17 protein-coding genes are annotated in these 16,493 nt (G+C 68.1%); 11 read left to right on the forward strand and 6 right to left on the reverse strand.

Going from position 1 to position 16,493, the window contains the following annotated elements; all coding sequences use genetic code 11:
• Positions 1 to 143: 143 nt before the first annotated feature.
• From dmpG to mhpD, 3 genes are read right to left on the reverse strand one after another with little or no spacing between them, the layout of a single operon-like run.
• The gene (gene dmpG, locus ACIP79_RS03175) at positions 144 to 1,160 is read right to left on the reverse strand and encodes a 4-hydroxy-2-oxovalerate aldolase (protein WP_401218537.1); all 1,017 of its coding nucleotides are present in this window, start codon (positions 1,158 to 1,160) and stop codon (positions 144 to 146) included.
• Positions 1,157 to 2,140 (reverse strand): acetaldehyde dehydrogenase (acetylating), encoded by a 984-nt coding sequence (locus ACIP79_RS03180; RefSeq protein ID WP_401218539.1) that lies wholly within the window; start codon positions 2,138 to 2,140, stop codon positions 1,157 to 1,159. The genes dmpG and ACIP79_RS03180 overlap by 4 nt, the downstream gene beginning before the upstream one ends.
• Positions 2,141 to 2,142: 2 nt before the next feature.
• Positions 2,143 to 2,958, reverse strand: a complete 816-nt coding sequence (gene mhpD / locus ACIP79_RS03185) for a 2-keto-4-pentenoate hydratase (RefSeq protein WP_401218542.1) — start codon at positions 2,956 to 2,958, stop codon at positions 2,143 to 2,145.
• Positions 2,959 to 3,138: 180 nt separating this feature from the next.
• On the opposite strand from mhpD, the gene ACIP79_RS03190 reads away from it, so the two are divergent.
• Positions 3,139 to 3,867 (forward strand): IclR family transcriptional regulator, encoded by a 729-nt coding sequence (locus ACIP79_RS03190; protein WP_401219229.1) that lies wholly within the window; start codon positions 3,139 to 3,141, stop codon positions 3,865 to 3,867.
• Positions 3,868 to 3,911: 44 nt separating this feature from the next.
• Here ACIP79_RS03190 and ACIP79_RS03195 read toward each other — a convergent pair whose 3' ends face one another.
• Positions 3,912 to 4,403, reverse strand: a complete 492-nt coding sequence (locus ACIP79_RS03195; protein ID WP_401218545.1) for a MarR family winged helix-turn-helix transcriptional regulator — start codon at positions 4,401 to 4,403, stop codon at positions 3,912 to 3,914.
• A gap of 25 nt (positions 4,404 to 4,428) precedes the next feature.
• On the opposite strand from ACIP79_RS03195, the gene ACIP79_RS03200 reads away from it, so the two are divergent.
• The 3 genes from ACIP79_RS03200 (at position 4,429) to ACIP79_RS03210 (ending at position 7,072) form a co-directional block, all read left to right on the forward strand.
• Positions 4,429 to 4,596 (forward strand): hypothetical protein, encoded by a 168-nt coding sequence (locus ACIP79_RS03200; protein ID WP_401218549.1) that lies wholly within the window; start codon positions 4,429 to 4,431, stop codon positions 4,594 to 4,596.
• Positions 4,597 to 5,657: 1,061 nt separating this feature from the next.
• Positions 5,658 to 6,560 carry an NAD-dependent epimerase/dehydratase family protein gene (locus ACIP79_RS03205; protein WP_401218551.1) on the forward strand — a complete coding sequence of 301 codons (903 nt, stop codon included), beginning with the start codon at positions 5,658 to 5,660 and terminating at the stop codon, positions 6,558 to 6,560.
• A 122-nt stretch (positions 6,561 to 6,682) separates the two neighbouring features.
• Positions 6,683 to 7,072 carry a PPOX class F420-dependent oxidoreductase gene (locus ACIP79_RS03210; RefSeq protein WP_401218554.1) on the forward strand — a complete coding sequence of 130 codons (390 nt, stop codon included), beginning with the start codon at positions 6,683 to 6,685 and terminating at the stop codon, positions 7,070 to 7,072.
• Positions 7,073 to 7,156: 84 nt separating this feature from the next.
• Here the strand turns inward: ACIP79_RS03210 and ACIP79_RS03215 are convergent, their stop codons facing one another.
• A complete protein-coding gene (locus tag ACIP79_RS03215) occupies positions 7,157 to 7,855 on the reverse strand; it encodes a TetR/AcrR family transcriptional regulator (RefSeq protein WP_401218556.1) in 699 nt (232 codons plus the stop codon).
• A 94-nt stretch (positions 7,856 to 7,949) separates the two neighbouring features.
• Between ACIP79_RS03215 and ACIP79_RS03220 the strand changes: the two genes are divergently transcribed.
• The 4 genes from ACIP79_RS03220 (at position 7,950) to ACIP79_RS03235 (ending at position 12,635) form a co-directional block, all read left to right on the forward strand.
• Positions 7,950 to 8,879, forward strand: a complete 930-nt coding sequence (locus tag ACIP79_RS03220) for a zinc-binding dehydrogenase (protein WP_401218559.1) — start codon at positions 7,950 to 7,952, stop codon at positions 8,877 to 8,879.
• 35 nt (positions 8,880 to 8,914) lie between these two features.
• Complete coding sequence (locus ACIP79_RS03225; protein ID WP_401218562.1) at positions 8,915 to 9,865, forward strand: NAD(P)-dependent alcohol dehydrogenase; 951 nt, start codon at positions 8,915 to 8,917, stop codon at positions 9,863 to 9,865.
• Positions 9,866 to 10,137: 272 nt separating this feature from the next.
• Complete coding sequence (locus tag ACIP79_RS03230; RefSeq protein ID WP_401218565.1) at positions 10,138 to 11,043, forward strand: alpha/beta fold hydrolase; 906 nt, start codon at positions 10,138 to 10,140, stop codon at positions 11,041 to 11,043.
• 101 nt (positions 11,044 to 11,144) lie between these two features.
• Complete coding sequence (locus tag ACIP79_RS03235) at positions 11,145 to 12,635, forward strand: MFS transporter (protein WP_401218568.1); 1,491 nt, start codon at positions 11,145 to 11,147, stop codon at positions 12,633 to 12,635.
• 9 nt (positions 12,636 to 12,644) lie between these two features.
• Here the strand turns inward: ACIP79_RS03235 and ACIP79_RS03240 are convergent, their stop codons facing one another.
• Positions 12,645 to 13,382, reverse strand: coding sequence for a GntR family transcriptional regulator (locus ACIP79_RS03240; protein ID WP_401218570.1), 738 nt, complete (start codon positions 13,380 to 13,382; stop codon positions 12,645 to 12,647).
• 119 nt (positions 13,383 to 13,501) lie between these two features.
• Here ACIP79_RS03240 and ACIP79_RS03245 point away from each other — a divergent pair, with 119 nt between their 5' ends.
• The 3 genes from ACIP79_RS03245 to ACIP79_RS03255 all read left to right on the forward strand — a co-directional run bounded on the left by ACIP79_RS03245 (position 13,502) and on the right by ACIP79_RS03255 (position 16,425).
• On the forward strand, positions 13,502 to 14,548 hold the full coding sequence (locus ACIP79_RS03245) for an LLM class flavin-dependent oxidoreductase (RefSeq protein ID WP_401218573.1): 1,047 nt from the start codon (positions 13,502 to 13,504) through the stop codon (positions 14,546 to 14,548).
• A 40-nt stretch (positions 14,549 to 14,588) separates the two neighbouring features.
• Positions 14,589 to 15,338, forward strand: coding sequence for an alpha/beta fold hydrolase (locus ACIP79_RS03250; RefSeq protein ID WP_401218576.1), 750 nt, complete (start codon positions 14,589 to 14,591; stop codon positions 15,336 to 15,338).
• 100 nt (positions 15,339 to 15,438) lie between these two features.
• The gene (locus ACIP79_RS03255) at positions 15,439 to 16,425 is read left to right on the forward strand and encodes an alpha/beta fold hydrolase (RefSeq protein ID WP_401218578.1); all 987 of its coding nucleotides are present in this window, start codon (positions 15,439 to 15,441) and stop codon (positions 16,423 to 16,425) included.
• Positions 16,426 to 16,493 lie beyond the last annotated feature (68 nt).

Consider the following 16,493-nt stretch of genomic DNA (forward strand, 5'->3'; position numbering starts at 1 on the left):
CAAAGGGCCTGGCCGACGGGCCGCACGACCGAGTGTCGAAACCTGTGCCTCGCGGCCGGCGCGGCGCCGCGTCGCTGCCTCCGGACGCGAGACCGGTCCGCCGGGCGCGGCTCTGCCCGGCTCCCCGTGGAGCGGCGCATGGTTCACGCGGCGGCGTGGTCCGCCGTCAGGTCCAGTGCGATGTCGGTGATCATGTCTTCCTGACCGCCTACCATTCCGCGTCGCCCCGCTTCCACCAAAAGCGCCCGTGTGTCGACGCCGTAGCGGTGCGATGCCGCTTCGGCGTGACGCAGGAAGCTGGAGTACACGCCTGCGTAGCCGAGGGTGAGTGTCTCCCGGTCGACGCGCACCTCACGGTCCTGGAGCGGGCGCACGATGTCGTCGGCGGCGTCCATGAGTGGGAAGAGGTCGCAGCCGTGGTCCCAGCCCATGAGGTCGGCGACGGCGACGAAGGCTTCGAGGGGGCAGTTTCCCGCACCGGCGCCCTGACCGGCGAGGGACGCGTCGACGCGGGTGACGCCGTTCTCGACGGCGACGACGGAGTTGGCCACGCTCAGTCCCAGGTTATGGTGGGCGTGGATGCCGATTCCGGTCTCGGTGTCGAGGGCGTCGCGGTAGGCGCGGACACGGTCACGTACGCCGTCCATGGTCAGGCGGCCACCGGAGTCCGTCACGTACACGCACCGGGCTCCGTAGGACTCCATCAGCCTGGCCTGCTGGGCCAGCTGGGCGGGCTCGGCCATGTGGGACATCATCAGGAATCCGGCCACGTCCATGCCGAGGTCGCGGGCGGCGGCGATGTGCTGGGCTGCGATGTCGGCTTCGGTGCAATGGGTGGCCACCCGCACCGAGCGGATACCAAGGGCGTGGGCCTGACGCAGGTCGTGCAGGGTGCCGATGCCCGGCAGGAGGAGCGTGGTGGGGATCGCCCGGGTGACGACGTCGCAGACGGCCTCGATCCACTCCCAGTCGGTGTGGGCTCCGATGCCGTAGGTGATGCTCGAACCGGACAGACCGTCGCCATGTGCGATCTCGATCGCGCCGACCCCTGCGGAGTCGAGGACGCCGGCGATGGTCCGGGCCTGGTCGACGGTGTAGCGGTGCCGGACGGCGTGCATTCCATCACGCAGCGTCACGTCCTGGACGAAGAGCGAAGTCATCGGGACAGCACCTCCGGGGCGATGGGGGTCTCCCCGCTTGAGCGAAGCCGAGAGTGGGGGAAGGCGGCCATGCGCTCGGCCGTACGCAGAGCGGCCGAGGTCATGATGTCGAGATTGCCGGCGTAGGCAGGCAGGTAATGGGCAGCGCCCTCCACCTCCAGGAACACCGACACCTTCGCGGCCTGCCCGGCACGTGCGGCCTCGGGTAGCAGCGATCTCAGCGGGTCGTCGGCGTCCACGCGGTCGAACTGCACCTTCTGCTTGAGGCGGTAGCCGGGGACGTAGGTCTGCACGCGGGCGACCATCTCCTCCACCGAGGCGACGACCTCGGCGTCGTCGCCGTCACTGATCAGACAGTGCACGGTGTCCCGCATGATCAGCGGCGGTTCTGCGGGATTGAGGATGATGATTGCCTTGCCACGGGCCGCTCCGCCGACCTTCTCGACGGCCGACGAGGTGGTCTCGGTGAACTCGTCGATGTTCGCGCGGGTACCGGGACCGGCGGAGCGGGAGGAGATGGAGGCGACAATCTCCCCGTAGTGGACGGGGGTCACGGCGGCGACGGCAGCCACGATCGGGATGGTGGCCTGGCCACCGCAGGTCACCATGTTGACATTCGGAGCGCCCAGATGGGCGTTGCCGTTGACCGGCGGAACGACGTACGGGCCGAGGGCGGCCGGGGTCAGGTCGACAACCGTGCGGCCGAGGCCGCGCAGTACCTCGTCGTGACGTCGGTGGGCGCCCGCGGAGGTGGCGTCAAAAACGATCGAGACGTCGGCGAACTCGTCCAGCTTCACCAGTCCGTCCACACCTTCGTGGGTGGTGGTGACCTTGAGGCGGCGGGCACGGGCCAGGCCGTCGGAGTCCGGGTCGATGCCGGCCATGGCGGCGATCTCCAGGGATTCGGAGAGCCGTAGCGTTTTGATCATCAGATCGGTGCCTATGTTGCCCGATCCGATGACGGCGACCTTGGTGGTCATACTCAGATTCCTTTCGCGGCAGAGGGAGCGAACGTGGCACCGACCGTGCCGAGTCCTTCGATGTGCGCGGTGAACTCGTCCCCCGCGGCGGCCGCCGCCATGGGACCCAGCGCTCCGGTCAGGATGATGTCGCCGGCCTGCAAGGGGTCCCCCAGCCCGGCCAGCGTCGAAGCGAGCCAGAGGGCAGCGGTGAGCGGACTGCCCAGGCAGTCGGCGCCCGTCCCGTGTGACACGGTCTCGCCGTTCTTGGTGAGGGTCATCGCGACGGTCCGCAGGTCTACGCGGTCCAGCGGTACGGGGACGCCGCCGAGGACGAAGAGACCGCAGGAGGCGTTGTCCGCGACGGTGTCGACGATGGTGATGTCCCATCCGGCGATGCGGCTGTCGACGATCTCCAGCGCGGGCAGCGCGAACTCCGTGGCGCGCAGCAGGTCTGCGACCGTCGGTGCCGCATGCGGCACATCCGCGCCGAGCACCAGGGCCACCTCCGCCTCCACCTTCGGCTGCAGCAGCCGACCGGAGGCGATCGGCTGCCCCTCCGGTACCGCCATGTCGGCGAACAGAGCACCGAAGTCCGGCTGGTCGACGCCGAGCTGCCGCTGGACGGCGGGCGAGGTCAGCCCGATCTTTCGGCCCACCAGCCGCCGTCCCGCGGCCACCCCCCGTTCCACGTACAGCCGCTGTACCGCGTACGCGGCCTCTACGTCCTGCTCGGGCAGGAGCCGACGCACCGGAGAGCAGGGCACTCCTGTGCGGGCGGCCTCCGCCAGGACAGCGGCCACCTCGCTCACGGCTCTGGAGGGCTCATGGACGCTCATACCGGTTCTCCGGACGCGATGGCACAGCGGTGCAGGACAGCCATGGGACTTACCTCCGGGCAGAGGACGAGGGCGGTGAGAGGTGGCGGCGATCGGCACGCCGTCGCATGACAGGTATAGGAGGACGGTCCGAACCGAGGCAAAATATGTTCCATGACACGGAACAACACTCTGGGGAACATGCTCGATAAGGCCGCGGCCGTGCTCGACTGCTATCGCCCGGACGGCGGCGCGTTCCGTCTGACAGAAATCACCGCGCGGACGGGTCTGTCCAAGACGACCGCGTTCCGGCTGTGCGCGGATCTCGTGCGGCTGGAGCTGCTGGAGCGTGAGGCCGACGTCTACCGGCTCGGGGGCAAGCTCTTCGAACTGGGTTCGCTGGTGCCGCGTCGTCACGATCTGCGCGAGACGGCCCTGCCCTTCCTGCAGGATCTCTTCGAGGCGACGCACGAGACCGTGCACCTCGGAGTTCGGGAGGGCCATGAGGTGGTCTACGTCGAGCGCATCCACGGCCACCAGGCGCTTTCGCTGCCCTCGCGGATCGGCGGCCGGCTCCCTCTGACCTGCACGGGCGTCGGCAAGGCCCTGCTGGCGTTCTCCGGAGCCGACCTGACGCACGAGGTGCTGGCACAGCAGCTGCCCCGGCTGACCCCGTACACAGTCACCGATCCGGCGCGGCTGCGTACCGCCCTGGAGAAGATCCAGGTCTCCGGGCTCGCCTACGAGGAGCAGGAAGCGGCCCTCGGCGTGAGCTGCATCGCCTCGCCCGTCTTTGACGGACCGACAGCGGTGGCCGCCCTGTCCGTGGCTGTACCCCGGGCCCGTTTCCACCCCGCCACGCTGGCCCCGGCCGTACGCACGGCCGCTCTCGGGCTGTCACGTGTGCTGCGCCAAGGCAGCAGCGTGTAAGCCCTGCTCGACGCGGCATCAACCAACGATCAGAAGAAGACAGCCTAGTCGGCCGAGCGGGAACGGTCGGGGATGAGCGAGGCCGTCACGGACCGCAGAGCGGCTGCCAGCGTTGGAGCGGAGCCTTCGGGCAGATGATCGAGGAAGTGCCGACGCGCGCTGGCCCGGTGCGTTGGCCAGGCACTCTCCAGTTCCGCCAGACCCTCGTCGGTGAGGGCGGTGACATTGCCGCGCCCGTCGGAGGTGTCCCGCTCCTTGGCCACCAGCGACTTGGCCGTCAGTGCGGAGACGAGCCGGGTGATCCGGCTGGGAGTCAGCCCCGTCCGCGTCGCTATCTCCGTCATACGCAGCCTGCGTCCCGGTGCCTCACTGAGAACGCTCAGAACAGAGAACTCGGTCAGCGTGACGCAGGTCGCCTGCAGCATGTCCTCCTCCAGCAGACGAGGCAGCGCATGGACCAGACGCCCCAGCTCGCGCCAGATCTCCGCTTCGTGCGGTGGCAGAACCTGGTCCCCCGCTTCTGTGGCCTTCTTCATACCCACCAGTTTGCCATGTCCTTGCATGAGCAAGTTCAGGTCGATACGTGCCGATCCAGCCCATCAAGCGGGTTCCCATCCGCTCCTGTCCGCCACGAAGACGATACTGACCGCCAGTCGTGTCGCGGTCCTCCACTTCTGCGTGTACGTACTGGACGCGAGGACGGAGGCGGGACTGGCCGTGTTCTGGTAGTGGTCGGCGTCCATGATTCACCGGCCTATGTACACCGCCTCGCTCTCCTGTACGACCAGCAGGCCGACGGCAGAGTCGCGATGACGGAGAAGAGTGAGCGGGGCGGGTTTCGAACCGGCGGAACACCACCGGTGCGCCGGTGGCGTGGCCGGTTTCATGACGCTTCACTACCGCCCAAACTACTCGCGGACGCTCTCCGCGATCCCCTGGTCGAGGCGGCTCTCGCATGGATCCGGGAGAACGCTCCCGCGTCTTCAGCCTCCTCGGACTTCAGGCACGGCCCGCAGCCATGCGTGATTCGGCCAACCGGCGTACCTACACCGGGTTCTTCCACGACTGGCGCACAGAGCCCGCGGATGTCCGCAGCTGTACCGTCGAGAACCGCCTGGTACGAGACAGCAGCCCGTCGGAAGGGGCTGCGTACACGGATCCGGAAGGGCCGGAGGACGCCGTTTCGCGAAGCATGGCGGCCGCGGCCGTGAGGGATGCCTTCGCCCCGTGTCGGGACCCAGACGGCCTCTCGTCCAGTCCTCTGCTCGATTTCCGCTGCACGGGCCCCAAGCACGGCATCGACAATTTCACCCGGCATGCAGAGCGCCCACCCATACGGAGCTCTCGCCGGGGACCGGCCGTGGCCACAGTGGCGGGTCGTGTCGAGTCCCCCAGCCGCGGACTGCAGCGGTTCGCGGGGCCGTGGCGACGAGGTGTCCCGGGCGGGACTGTCTCGGCTCCGTCAGTCCGCGGCCGGTGAGGACAGCGACATCGCCGCGTCCATCGGCACCGTTGCGATGACCGGGCGCCTTGCTCAAGACGCCGTCAACAGGGAACTCCGTGAGCGTGAGGGTCGCCTTCTGAGGCGTCTCCTCCTCCGGGCGGCGCACAAGGGCGTGCACCGGGCGCCGCAGCTCGCGCCAGACCACTCCTCCGCAGATCCCTCCGCCGACAACACCTGCTCGTTCGCCTCGGCGTCTCCCATGACTCCAGCTTGCCATAAACTTGCTTAGGCAAGTTATGTTGGTCGACGTTGGATTCCTTTCCCCCACCGCTCAGCAAGGAGTCTCATGAAGGTCTTGGTTCTCGGCGCCACCGGCTACGCTGGCTTCCACGTGGCCCGAGCCCTCCGACAGGAAGGACACACCGTGCTCGGCCTGACTCGCGACGCCGCTGGCACGCGGGCCCAGGAGCTCGTCGTCGAGGAGATCCACCCCGTCGAGGGACGGCTGTCCGACCCGGACAGCTACCGCACCGCCCTGGAAGAGGCCGACGCGGTCGTCTGCGCCGCCCTCGATATGGACGACCCCCTCGGCAGCGACCGTAAGCTCTTCCAGACGCTGCGTGAGGCAGAACAGCACACCGGCCGTAGTCGCCACCTGGTCTTCACCACGGGCATCACGTTTCTGACCACCACCCGTGAGGTGTGGGACGAGACGACCCCACCCGCTCCGGACAACCCTCTGTACGTCCGGGCCCAGGCGGAGCAGGACCTGGCTGCCAGTGGCATGCCTCACACGATCGTGCGGCCGTCGTTCATCTACGGGGGCAGCGCCCGCAGTTCGAAGAGTGCCCAGTGGTTCACCGACGCCAGGAACGGCCACTCGGCCTTCTACGGTGACGTCACCAAACGGTATTCCTGGGTCCACGTCGACGACCTCGCCGCCGCGTACGTGGCCATTCTTGAGCGGCCAGAGGTGGCCGACGGCAACATCTTCATGTTCGGCGACGAGCACCAGCCCAAGCTCCTCAGCGTCCAGCAGGCCTGCCTCCGTGTTGCCGGGTACACCGGGGACATCACCTTCCAGAGCGCCCAGAGCGGGGGCATGCTGGAGAGCTGCGCGGACCGCGACGAACTCGTCACCAGCGAGAAGGCACAGAAGCTGCTCGGATGGAGCCCCCGCCATCCCGGAATCCTGGAAGACACCCTCACCTACTACGCCGCGTGGGACCGGGCCCGGCCGGCCGGCTGAGCAGACCGCCCACCCTCACCCCGGCAGGCCCGCACCGTGTAGGGCGTGCCTCGCACGGCCCGCGGTGTGCAAGGCGGAGTCCGCACACCAGACCGCGCCACCCCACAGACAAGAGAGCATCCGTGCACCTTCCCGATGAAGTCGCAGCGCTCCTGCGCCGCCCGAGCACCTGCTATCTCGCCACGTCGATGCCGGACGGCTCGCCGCAGCTCACCCAGACCTGGGTGGACACCGACGGCAAGCACATCGTCATCAACAGCGTGGAGAGCCACGTGAAGACACGCAACATTCGCCGCGACCCGCGCGTAGCCGTCACCGTGTCCGCACCCGACGAGCCGTCCCGATACTTCCAGGTACGCGGCGAGGTCGTGGACATCACGCACAAGGGCGCCGCCGACCACATCGAACAGTTGGCCCAGAAGTACCTCGGCGGCCCCTATCCGTGGTTCGGAGGGAGGGACGAGGTCCGGGTGAAATTCCTCATCGCCCCGCGGACGGTCAACGGCATCTGACACTCCCCCAGGACGCCGCGCGCGAGGAGCACGCAAACACGCCGAGGTCAGAATAGTTTCTGACCTCGGCGTTCGGCCGGTTTGCTACGCAGGAGCCGACGACTTGATGCGGGCTTCGACCGTAAGGCTGCCGGGGAGTGCCGCGACCGCCGCCCGGAAGCGGTCGGACAGCCTCTCGTGGTCCGGGGCCGCCACCGTGCTGCCGTCCTCCGCCGCCCGCATCTCGGTCTCCCAGCCCGCCAGCGCGTAGTGGAAGGCGGCGATCGTCATGTCTCCGGCGAGCCGGGGACGGGGATCGTCCGCGTCTCCCAATGTGAGCCTACGGTGCAGGATCTCTAGCGCCTGCTCAGTGGTGTCCGAGCAGAACTGCAGGTTGTGCGCACTGACCGCCGCGTTCTGCTCGCTCAGCCGGTAACCGAGCAGGACGCGGCGGGCCCACTCGGCGTCACCCAGGTCCCGCAACGCGGCCAGCACCGCGTCACGCAGGAGCTCCACGAGTGGCTGACCGGTCACGTCGATGGCGTCCAGTTCCTGGAGGAAGCGTTCCCAGAAGTCCCTGAAGGGAGCCATCGCGACGTCTTCCTTGCTGGAGAAGTTCCGGAAGAACGTTCGCTTCGACACCTCTACCAGATCGCACAGCGTGTCCAGGGTGACGTCGTCGAAGCCGTTCTGAGTGAACTGCTCCAGGGCTGTGTCGATCAGCCCCTGCCGAGTCCGCCGCTTCTTCCGCTCGCGCAGTGAGGTCGGCTGCTGCGTTCCCGTGGCTGGAGAGGGTGAGGTCATGCCGGCCATCCTACTAGGGAGGCGAACGCCACTTGAAGTTTTTCGCCACTCAGTGGCAAACTCTTCTCGTTGTCATTCGAGAAGGGATCCATCCATGCGTGCCCTACTGGTCGACCATGCCGAATCCTCCGGCCTCCGCCTCGGGGAGACGGAGGACCCCGTCCCCGCCCCTCACGAGGCGCTCATCAAGGTGAGGGCCACCTCGCTGAACTTCGGGGAGGTCAAGGACGCGATCGCCTACGCGCCGAATGGGACGGTGCCGGGCTGGGACGCCGCCGGTGTCGTCGTACGCGCGGCGGCCGACGGCAGCGGGCCTGCAAAGGGAACGCCCGTGGTCAGCGTGGGAGCGAACGGCGCTTGGGCCGAGCTTCGGGCCGTGGACTCGGCCCGGCTGGGCACTGCCCCTCCGGACAGCGACCTGGGGGCGATCAGCACGATCCCCGTCGCCGCCGGCAGCGCCCTCCGGGCTCTGCACCGCATCGGTCCGCTGCTCGGCAAGCGCATCCTGGTCACGGGCGCCACCGGCGGGGTGGGGCGCTATGCCGTGCAACTTGCCCGGCTGGGTGGCGCATACGTCCTGGCGTCCACCTCGGACCCGGCGACCCACGGCGCAGGACTGCGCGCGCTGGGAGCACACGAAGTGGTCACCGGACCCCGCGAGCTCACCCTTCCGGTAAACGGTGTCGTCGACGTCGTAGGTGGACCACAGCTCGTCGAGTCGTTCGAGAAGCTGTCGGCGGACGGCACGCTGATTGCGGTCGGCCACTCGGCCAGGCAGCCGGAGAGCTTTCCACTGCACGCCTTCAACGGGGACGGCGGCAGGCACAACCGCACCATCGCGACCTTCTTCCTGGCGGACTGCCCCGGCCTGGCTCCGGACTTCACCTGGCTGGCAAATCAGGTGGCTGCCGGGGTGCTCGACCCTCAGATCTCGTGGCGTGGCGGCTGGGACAAAGCAGCCGAGGCCGTGAGCGCCTTGCTGGAGCGCAGGCTGCACGGCAAAGCCGTCCTCGACATCGCATGAGTGGGAACGTTCCGGAACGAGGCGAGATGACTGAAATGCGCACTGCTCTGTACGACGCGTACGGGGGGCCTGAGGTCCTGTACCAAGCGACGGTGCCGACACCCACGATCGGGCCGGACGAAGTGCTGGTCCGGGTTCGTGCCGCCGGCGTCAACGGTGCGGACCTCATGACCAGGTCGGGCAAACTGCGTCTGACGACCCGGGGCCCCTTCCCTCGGGGCACCGGGATCGACTTCACCGGCGAGGTGGCCGACTTCGGCCGGGCCGTCTCCGGCCTCGGCGTAGGGGACCACGTGTGGGGGCTGCTGCCGCGCGGCGCCTCGGGGAGCGTCGCCGAGTACGTGGCGGTGCCTGTCCGGAAGCTCTCGCTCGCACCCGAGGGACTGGACCTCGTCCAGGCCGCGGCACTGCCGACCGTGGGTACCACCGCGATCACCGCCCTGCGGGACAAGGCGCGCCTTGAGCCGGGTGAGCGCCTTCTGGTACGAGGCGCCGGCGGAGGGGTCGGCAGTGCCGCCATCCAGCTCGGGAATGCCTACGGCGCGCACGTCACGGCTCTCGCCGGCGCCCACAACCTGGACCTGGTCAGCGACCTCGGCGCTCACGCAGCCTTTGATCACCGGGCGACAGACGCGGAGGGCCTCGGGCCGTTCGACGTTGTTCTCGACACGGTGGGCACAGAACTGAGCCGCTACCGTGGGCTCCTCGCACCACGCGGCCGGATGATCTCCATCACCGTCGACCCACGGCGAATCGTCCAGTCCCTTGCCTACATCCTGGGCTCCAGGGTCGGCGGGCGCCGCCCCATCCAGTTCTTCAGCGGGAACCCGGACCAGCACCTCTTCACCGATCTCGCCCGCTGTGTCCAGGACGGCCTGCTGCGGCCCGTCATCCACGACGTGTATCCGCTTGCCGACATCGCCAAAGCCCACCGTGCGATGGAAAGTGGTGGCAGCAGGGGCAAGCATGTGATCCGTATCGACTGAAGGTGCGGCAGTCCGTAGGCGGAGGGTGCCGCAAAGCGGGTCGGGGTGAGCGCCCGTGCGAAGGGAAGCGCTCACCGGATGGGCCCCGTCCGGCCGCAGAGCCGACAGGACCGGCGCACGAAGCTGCCAGCCACGCCGTCTACGGAGCACACGATCCCACTTTATTTGCTTAGGCAAGAAACCTGTCGCATACTGGTTCTTGCCTAAGCAATAATCATTTGACGGTGGCGCCCGGTGAGGCAACCGGATGCCCCGCTTCGAAGAGGTGGACCGTGACCAACCAGCCGCATACTCACGAACCTGCTGTCGACGGCCAGGCGGTGCGGGGCCTGCCGGGATTCGCCCACCACTACGCCGAGGTCAACGGGATCCGGCTGCACTACGTGGCCGGAGGCAGCGGTGATCCGGTCGTCCTGCTCCATGGCTGGCCCTTCACCTGGCTGGAGTACCGCAGCACCATGAAACTGCTGGCCGAGGCCGGCTACCGCGTCATCGCCCCGGACCTGCGGGGTTCCGGTGACTCGGAGAAGCCCGACAGCGGGTACACGAAGACCAATGTCGCCGAGGACATCCGCCAGCTGGTGGAGCAGCTCGGTCTGGCCGAGATCAACCTCGTCGGCCAGGACATCGGAATGATGGTCGCCTTCGCCCTTGCCGCCTCCCAGCCCGAGCTGGTGAAGAAGGTCGTCCTGAACGAGGCACTGATCCCCGGTTACGGGCTCGAAGACCACATGGACCCGGCGAACGGCGGCTACTCGCACTTCGCCCTTCATATGCAGGTCGATCTGGCCACCATGCTGACCGAGGGCAAGGAGGCCGAGTACCTCCTCCCGCTCTGGGACCTGATGTCGGTCAGCGAGGACAAGTCCTGGACCCAGGAACTACTGGCCGCCTACAAGGCGCCGGGGGCCATGCGCGGGGGCTTCCAGCACTACGGCACGCTACTCAAGGACGTACAGGAGTCCCGCGCGCTCCTGGGCGGTAAGAAGCTCCCGATGCCGGTGCTGACCGTGAACGGCGATCACGGCATCCCTCCTGCTCAGACCGCCGCGAGCGTCCGGCGGGTGGCCGAGGACTTCCAGTTCGAGCAGGACATCGCGCCCGACAGCGGACACACTCTGGGCGAGGACAACCCGGTCTGGTACTCGGCCCGGCTGGACCGCTTCTTCCGCAGCTGATCGCGTCCCTGGGGCGGCGGACAGCTCCGCCGATCCTCGTTGCGGCACCCGTCCGCCGCCCCGACCACTCGGCCACTCACTCTGCACGTCTGGAGCAGCTCATGACCGCCTCCCTCGCGAACCGAGTCGAAGCGGCGATACACGCCTCTCGCTGGAAGGCGTTGTTCTTCATCGCCATGGCCCAGCTGATGGTCGTCCTGGATGCCACCATCGTCAATATCGCCCTGCCTTCCGCCCAGAACGATCTCGGCCTCAGCGACAGCAACCGCCAGTGGGTCATCACGGCCTATGCGCTTGCTTTCGGGGGGCTCCTTCTGCTGGGTGGCCGGATCTCCTCGATCTGGGGTCTGCGCAGGACGTTTCACATCGGCCTGGTGGGCTTCGCCCTGGCGTCCGCGCTCGGTGGAGCGGCCACGAACGAGGCCATGCTCCTGAGCGCGCGTGCCCTGCAAGGCCTGTTCGGCGCACTTCTGGCACCCGCCGCCCTGGGACTGTTGTCGGTCACATTCACCGACCCGCGCGAGCGGGCGAAAGCCTTCGGGATATTCGGCGCCATCGCTGGCGGTGGCGGCGCCGTCGGCCTCATCCTCGGCGGTGTCCTCACCCAGTATCTCAACTGGCGCTGGACGTTCTTCGTGAACATCCCCTTCGCCGCCGTCGCCGTGGCCGGCGCCGTCCTGGTCATCCGGGAGATTCCAAGTCAGCGCAATCGCACCCCACTTGACGTGCCCGGTGCGCTTCTGTCCGTCCTGGGCATCGGGTTCCTGGTCTACGGCTTCACCAGTGCGGAGACCAGCGGCTGGCAGAGCCCGGTGACGCTGGGATCCTTCGGCGCGGCCGTGGTGCTGCTCGCGGCGTTCGTCATCCTTCAGAAGAAGATCCGACACCCGCTGCTACCGCTGCGCGTGCCCCTGGACCGCAATCGGGGCGGAGCGTACCTCTCGCTCGGCATGTCCCTGGCCGGAGTCTTCGCGGTCTTCCTTTTCCTCACCTACTACCTGCAGGTCGTACGTGGATACTCCCCCGTCTCCGCGGGTCTGGCCTTCGTGCCGATCATCGTCGGCATGGTCCTCGGCAACACGCAGATCGGTGGGCGCCTGATGACCAGCGTCCGGCCGAGGCTTCTGATGGCCGGCGGGTTCCTGACCGCCGCGGCCGGCCTCCTCCTCCTCTCCTCCGTCGACCTCGACACGTCGTATGCGGCTGTCATCCTGCCCGGACAGTTCGTGATGGGCCTCGGCCTGGGGACTGCGTTCTCCCCGGCGATGAACGTGGCCACGCAGGGGGTGCTGCCCGAGGACGCCGGAGCGGCATCGGCCATGGTCAACACCTCGCAGCAGATCGGTGGCGCAGTCGGTACCGCCCTGCTCAACACCATCGCGGCGTCCGCGACCGCAGGTTTTCTGCACACGCACGCCGAACCTCACAGCCAGGCCATCGTGTTCCACGGGCTGATCGAGGGGTACGGCAGAGCACTGATGTGGGGTGCGGGAATCTTGACGCTCTCGGCGATCGTCGCAGCGCTCTTCATCGACGCCGACGTGGTACGGCAGCAGCAGTCGGAAGAAGGCGCCCTGGTCATGGCTCACTGACCTGACCGGTCAGGACGCCGTGATCTCGGCCGCCATCAGGCTCGGCAGGCGGGTCGCCGCCCGCAGAATCACCTGGCGGGAGCGGTCGATGAAGTCCAGTACCAGCTTCTCGGCCTGGTCCGCCGCCCGCTGTTCCAGTGCGCGGTAAAGGGCGAGCGAGTCGCCCCTGGCGATGGGGAGGCGCAGGGACTTCTCGTGCATCCCCATGAGGTACCAGAGCCGGACCTGCTGGGCTCCGAGCCGGCAGTACATGTGCCACAGGTGTTCGTTGCGGGCGGCACGGGAGATGATCTCCCACTGGGCCTGGGCGTTCTCCAGTCCGGCCAACGCGATGTCTGCGGCGCCGCCGTCCTCCACGGCGCTCGACTCGACCAAGACGCGCAGTCGCTGCAGCTCACCGGGGCTGATCCGTTCCGCGGCACGCCGGGCAATCATGGGCTCGATGAGCCGCCAGGCGTCGAAGAGCTCCTCCATGGAGGCCAGCGTCACGGGCATGATGCGGTAGCCGGACCGGGGGAGGGTGATGACCAGGCCTTCGGCAGTCAGGCGAACCAACGCGTCGCGGACCGGGGAGGCACCGAGACCCAGATCCTGCTGGAGCGTGCGTGCGGCCACCGTCGTTCCCGGCCGCAGCTCACACGTGATGATCCGTCGCCGCAGGCAGTTGTAGGCCTGATCGGCGAGAGAAGGCGCGGCGTCGGCCCCGTCGTCCCCGAGGAGCAACGTCGTGGCGGTCGTGTGAGGCATGGGTCCATCTTAAGCGGCCCGCAGGTCGCTGAGGTTACACAATTTCGACACTGATATATCAATTCTTGTCAGTGATGTGTTAGCGTCACCGTGTTGGCATCTCAACGTGGAGGTCGAACGTGAAGGTATCCGTCACCTGTATGAACTCGTACGCCGATCCCGCGGTCATGCGCCGGGCCCTCGCCGAGAACTATCTGGAGAGAGAGGCCTGGGATCCCACGGTCGGCCTGCGATCCATCGACGAGGCCCTCCGGCTCGCCGCCCTGAGCGACGAACTCGGCTTCGACTTCGTCTCTGTCTCCGAGCACCACTACACCGGGACGATGACCAACCCCAACCCCGCAGTGACGGCCGCAGCCCTCACCCAGGTGGTGAAGCGGGCCGGTATCGGACTGTTCGGGCCGCTGGCCTCCTTGAACAATCCGGTCCGGCTGGCCGAGGAGTTCGCGATGATCGACCAGTTCTCCGGTGGGCGACTCACGGCGATGCCCCTGCGCGGCACCCCGAACGAGTTCCCCTTCTACAACGTCCCCGAAGAGGAGACCACCGGCCGCACCCGTGAGGCGATGCTGCTGATCAAGAAGGCGCTGACCGAGCCCAGGCCCTTCGCCTGGAAGGGCGAGTACTTCGACTTCCCGATCGTCTCTGTCTGGCCCGGACCCACACAGCTGCCGCACCCACCGCTGTTCGGCTCGGCCAACAGTCCCGACTCCGCCGTCTTCGCCGCCGAGCACGGCTTCGGCGCGGCCTGCTCGTACTTCGGCCCGCTGCGCGTGGCCGAGCTGATGGAGCTGTACCGCCAGGAGTGCGCCAAACACGGCTGGACACCGCGTGCCGACCAGATGCTCTTCCGGGCCTTCTGCGTCGTCGGTCAGGACGAGCGCCACGCCCAGGACCTCGCCCGGCGCTTTGACGGTTCGCACACCGGTGACGAGGAGTGGCTGCCGACCAATGCCCGGGACGCCGGCTTCGCCTTCGGGCTGCTCCAGTTCCAGGGCGACCCGGACACGCTGGTCGAACAGATCACGGCCTTCCACGAGACCACCGGCGTCGGCGTACTCGACCTCAGCTTCAACTTCGGTCAGTTCACGTACGAGGAGACGGCCGACCAGATGCGTCTGTTCGCGGCGAAGGTCCTCCCGCGGATCAAGCACATCGGAGCGTGAACCCCAGGCCCGGCCGACCGCACAGAGAGACCCCGGAACCATGGCTGCAACCAACAACTCCGGCGCGATCGCCTTCTCCCCGGAGACCGTCACCGTAGGCGACTTCCACATCCACACCCTGACCGCGGGCCAGGGCGAACCTCTCGTTCTCGTCCACGGCGGCGACGGCATCAACCCGGCCGAAGAAGCCACCTTCGAATTGGCGCGCCACTACCGCGTCCTCCAGATCGAGATGCCCGGTTGGGGAACAGAGCCCAACACCCGCACCCGCGACCTGCGGGACATGGGGCAGACCGTCGCCGAGACGGTCGCCGCACTGCACCCCCGCCCCGGCCCAGTCCGTCTGATGGGCACCTCCATCGGCGCTCCCGTGGTCCTATGGGCCTACTTCAGCGGGTTGATCGCCACGTCACACATCGTGCTGGAGTCGCCGGCCGCCTTCCGCGCCGGCGGACCACCCTTCGAAGGGCTGCCAGGACCAGCCGACTTCAACCACCAACCCGGCAAGCGGCGGACCCGCGTCTTTGATCCGCGTGTCATGGAGTTCATGATGAGTCTCGCCCCGGCCGGTGAGGACGACCCCGAACTCGCCGCCCGTATGCGGGAGATCGACGTACCGGTGCTCAGCGTGTTCGGCGCGGAGGACCGCATGGTCCCGCCCGGCGTCTTCAAACATTGGTACGAACTGCCGCCGCGCGGCCGCACGGTGCTGCTGCCCGCCGCCGCCCACGACGTGAAGGGCGACCTCCCCGAGGTCTTCGTGAAGCTCCTGCTGGACTTCCTCGCCTGAACCCGTCCCCGTCCTGCCTGGTCCTTCCCGGCCACCTCCGCCGCAGCACGCGCGAACGGCCGGAAGCACAGCCAAGAGACATCACGATCCAGGAGAACCCATGACCACCGACCAGGACCCCCTCGTCCCCGGACTCCTCAGCCGCTCGGTCCGTCTCAGCACCGGCGCAAAGGTCCACTACGTGACCTCCGGCGAGCACGGCCCCAACGTGATCCTGCTGCACGGCGGCCTGCCCGGTTCCTCCGGCACCGCGGGCTTCCGCCTCATGGCACCCTTCCTGGGCTCCCAGGGTTTCCGGGTCTTCGCCCCCGACCAGCCGACCTTCGGCCACACCGAGGACCCGTACGGCGCCTACGCCCACGGCCAGGGCGGCTCCGTCGACTTCGTGCACGACTTCGCCAACGCGCTCGCCTTGGACACCTTCCACCTCGGCGGGAACTCGCTGGGCTGTACCAACTCCGCCAACTACGCGCTCGCGCACCCCGAACGGGTTGACAGCCTCGCACTGATCGCCGGCGGGCTCGGCGACATCGTGCCCCGCGAGGACATGACGGCCGCCGACCCCCGCTCGCCGGAAGACCGTCCCAAGCCCAGGCCATGGGACGGCCGTCCGGAGACAATGCGAGCGATCCTGGAAGGTGTCGTCCTGTCGCCAGAGACCGTCACCGACGAACTGGTCGCGATGCGCACCGCCGCCGCGATCCGTCACGACGGCAGGAACCAGGAGTTCTTCGCCCGCTGGCGGGCCCCGCACTCCGGCGGCAGCAATCCCGACGAGAGGGCCCGGCTGCGCACCAAGGACCGGCTGGACCAGCTCACCATCCCGGCGATCTACCTGCACGGCAAGGAAGACGTCTCACTGCACGTCGCCGGCGCCTACCTGCTGGAAGACGCGCTGCCCGACATCCAGTTCTTCTACCCGGAGAACACCGGCCACCAGGGTCAAACCGACCAGCCCGAGCTGTTCAACCAGGTCTTCCTGGAGTTCTTCCGCGACGGTGTGATCAGTCAAGCGACCGCGCGGCGGGCGGGCGTGTCCACCCGCCGGCCCGCGAGCCGGCTCGTCGAGGCCGGACCGGCGGCGTGACCGCTTCCCGACCCTCCTTCCTCACACCTCCACTCCCCCGCGTCCCGGACCACCGACCCACCCCATCC

Origin of the sequence: Streptomyces sp. NPDC088747, from assembly GCF_044751025.1 — a bacterium.
GTDB lineage: Bacteria > Actinomycetota > Actinomycetes > Streptomycetales > Streptomycetaceae > Streptomyces.

What these genes read in the sequence shown, in the direction of transcription:
- dmpG (WP_401218537.1), bottom strand. Translation starts at nt 1,160, where the DNA reads ATGACTTCGCTCTTCGTCCAGGACGTGACGCTGCGTGATGGAATGCAC.
- ACIP79_RS03250 (WP_401218576.1), top strand. Translation starts at nt 14,589, where the DNA reads ATGGCTGCAACCAACAACTCCGGCGCGATCGCCTTCTCCCCGGAGACC.
- ACIP79_RS03205 (WP_401218551.1), top strand. Translation starts at nt 5,658, where the DNA reads ATGAAGGTCTTGGTTCTCGGCGCCACCGGCTACGCTGGCTTCCACGTG.
- ACIP79_RS03195 (WP_401218545.1), bottom strand. Translation starts at nt 4,403, where the DNA reads ATGAAGAAGGCCACAGAAGCGGGGGACCAGGTTCTGCCACCGCACGAA.
- ACIP79_RS03215 (WP_401218556.1), bottom strand. Translation starts at nt 7,855, where the DNA reads ATGACCTCACCCTCTCCAGCCACGGGAACGCAGCAGCCGACCTCACTG.
- ACIP79_RS03190 (WP_401219229.1), top strand. Translation starts at nt 3,139, where the DNA reads ATGCTCGATAAGGCCGCGGCCGTGCTCGACTGCTATCGCCCGGACGGC.
- ACIP79_RS03220 (WP_401218559.1), top strand. Translation starts at nt 7,950, where the DNA reads ATGCGTGCCCTACTGGTCGACCATGCCGAATCCTCCGGCCTCCGCCTC.
- ACIP79_RS03240 (WP_401218570.1), bottom strand. Translation starts at nt 13,382, where the DNA reads ATGCCTCACACGACCGCCACGACGTTGCTCCTCGGGGACGACGGGGCC.
- mhpD (WP_401218542.1), bottom strand. Translation starts at nt 2,958, where the DNA reads ATGAGCGTCCATGAGCCCTCCAGAGCCGTGAGCGAGGTGGCCGCTGTC.
- ACIP79_RS03200 (WP_401218549.1), top strand. Translation starts at nt 4,429, where the DNA reads ATGAGCAAGTTCAGGTCGATACGTGCCGATCCAGCCCATCAAGCGGGT.
- ACIP79_RS03225 (WP_401218562.1), top strand. Translation starts at nt 8,915, where the DNA reads ATGCGCACTGCTCTGTACGACGCGTACGGGGGGCCTGAGGTCCTGTAC.
- ACIP79_RS03235 (WP_401218568.1), top strand. Translation starts at nt 11,145, where the DNA reads ATGACCGCCTCCCTCGCGAACCGAGTCGAAGCGGCGATACACGCCTCT.
- ACIP79_RS03255 (WP_401218578.1), top strand. Translation starts at nt 15,439, where the DNA reads ATGACCACCGACCAGGACCCCCTCGTCCCCGGACTCCTCAGCCGCTCG.
- ACIP79_RS03180 (WP_401218539.1), bottom strand. Translation starts at nt 2,140, where the DNA reads ATGACCACCAAGGTCGCCGTCATCGGATCGGGCAACATAGGCACCGAT.